The sequence below is a fragment of the Bacteroides sp. D20 genome (assembly GCF_003436255.1).
In the GTDB taxonomy this organism is placed as follows: Bacteria; Bacteroidota; Bacteroidia; order Bacteroidales; family Bacteroidaceae; genus Bacteroides; species Bacteroides uniformis.
Window position 1 is genome coordinate 1 of sequence record NZ_QSOO01000042.1, and the last position, 1893, is coordinate 1893.

The window sequence follows — 1893 nt, forward strand, 5'->3', positions numbered from 1 at the left end:
TCTTGCCCATTAAATATATTAAGTATGGCAGGTGATGATATAGCAATGAACCAGTTTCCGGTAGTCACAAGTATGAAGTATGTGTATGGGGAAAAAACAGATAGTGGGCAAGCTAAGATGGAGCTTCCCTCATTAAGTGCATTACTGTCTATTAAGGGAATTGGAATCACATCTTTAAACGATTTGAATGAAGCATACAAGGTTTTAAATGAAGGTTTAAGCATTGTTTATATAGGAAAGACAGAAAATTCACCGATAGAATATGGTGTTTGTATTCATGTGCAGCGTTCATCTAAAGGAGATGTCAGTGGTAGCCAATTTATCTTTCAGATGGTAAGCGGAAGGCTCACGTATATCAGAGAAGGCTATAGCAGTGGGAATGCCATCCTTTATACTGATTGGAGGCAAATATAAATTACCTATAATAAAGCTATTTATTCATTCTACTTTTTCTGCCATATCCTTTGCCCCTTAAATGTGTGAGATTATGGCAGAGAAGCAAGATATTAGAGAAAATACGATGAGTGGTGGAACTCCGGCACGGCTGCGTGGACTGGCGGCAAACGGCAACAGTATATCACCGACAATTCAAGAGGTGGCAGAAACTTTCGGTAAAGGATATGCTGCAGATTTGAATAACGAAACAGATTATGGAATTTCTGGCATGTTTAACGCTGATACTATTAATCATCCACCCATTTCATCAGATACTATTTTTGGCATATACTCAAATCATAGAGCAAAATATATAACAGAAGGAGTGTTTTTGTATCAAATAGCTGTCCCAGAAAATATGATAGGAATGTATGTAAGACGATGCTGGAATGGGAATTGGAGCGAATGGAAGTCAGTAACTCTTACTTAAAACTGTGGAATTATTCCACAATACCGTGGAGCACTCCACAATATTCCACAGTATTGTTAAAAGAGGATTTTGCCTTATATTAATGAAAATGAATGCAATATTGTTGCGCAATCATTCTGGTATCAATTTTGTACTATGGTTTATGTCTTAAAAGTTATCAGTAACTTGTAGTTGTTATGGTTAGACAATAGGTATTAGTTGCATTAAGGTTTAAAGACATTTTGTTCATATTGATTTTCATTCGGAAACTCTCTTTGTTTGGCATTGCATCCCGGTCTGTGAAGTATCGGGATGTTTTTACTTAGATGGTTGCTGTTTCCGACTAAATACTGTAACTTTGTATAGTTAGCCGATATACTACTTAACTAATACTATTTTATTCTTTGGAATAATGAAAGTATTCTCGGTCTGTGAAGATCGGATGCTTTTGGTGGGTAATGCCGCCAATTATTCCAGTTAAGTGTTTAGGTTTTATGCAGTCTACCCCATGAATGGACTGCATTGACAAGAAGTATTCTGCCCGTTCTGACCGAGATGGCCGGAACGGGCATAACCAGAATGAAAATCCACATGGCTTGCAGAACCACTATCATAAGGTACCAATCCTTTTTAAAACTATGTATGTTTCAGTGCTTCTGTTGTTTTTGATAAAAAAGCTACCATTTGTCGTTTTTCGACCGAAAGCAACACCTTTAGTCCCATCTGTATAATCACAGTAAAAATTTGAACCTGCATCTGACACAAAACCTTTTGAATAGGAACCAAAAGCAAATATAGCAGTTGCTGCATTGTTGGGGGATGCAAGCAAATACATACCGTCCCCCAAGTCGCCAAGGTCTTTTTCCTCTTTTGCCGCCAATGTAAAGCTATAGGTATATATTCCCATCGCATTCATTACCTCTTCCAATGTCGGTGATATACTGTTGCCGTTTGCCGCCAGTCCACGCAGCCGTGCCGGAGTTCCACCACTCATCGTATTTTCTCTAATATCTTGCTTCTCTGCCATAATCTCACACATTTAAGGGGCA

The 1893-nt window shown here is 38.2% G+C and carries 3 protein-coding genes; 2 read left to right on the plus strand and 1 reads right to left on the minus strand.

What is annotated here, in order from left to right:
- Positions 1 to 414 (plus strand): hypothetical protein (locus tag DXD78_RS20825; RefSeq protein WP_233534031.1); only part of this gene is annotated, 414 nt, incomplete at its 5' end.
- Positions 415 to 487: 73 nt separating this feature from the next.
- Entirely contained in the window at positions 488 to 865 is a 378-nt protein-coding gene (locus DXD78_RS20830) for a pyocin knob domain-containing protein (protein ID WP_117652957.1), read from the plus strand.
- A 589-nt stretch (positions 866 to 1454) separates the two neighbouring features.
- Here the strand turns inward: DXD78_RS20830 and DXD78_RS20835 are convergent.
- Complete coding sequence (locus tag DXD78_RS20835) at positions 1455 to 1871, minus strand: hypothetical protein (RefSeq protein ID WP_117652958.1); 417 nt, start codon at positions 1869 to 1871, stop codon at positions 1455 to 1457.
- Between the last annotated feature and the right edge of the window lie 22 nt (positions 1872 to 1893).

Excerpts from the sequence above, each read along its gene's own strand:
- DXD78_RS20830 (WP_117652957.1), top strand. The coding sequence starts at position 488 with ATGGCAGAGAAGCAAGATATTAGAGAAAATACGATGAGTGGTGGAACT.
- DXD78_RS20835 (WP_117652958.1), bottom strand. The coding sequence starts at position 1,871 with ATGGCAGAGAAGCAAGATATTAGAGAAAATACGATGAGTGGTGGAACT.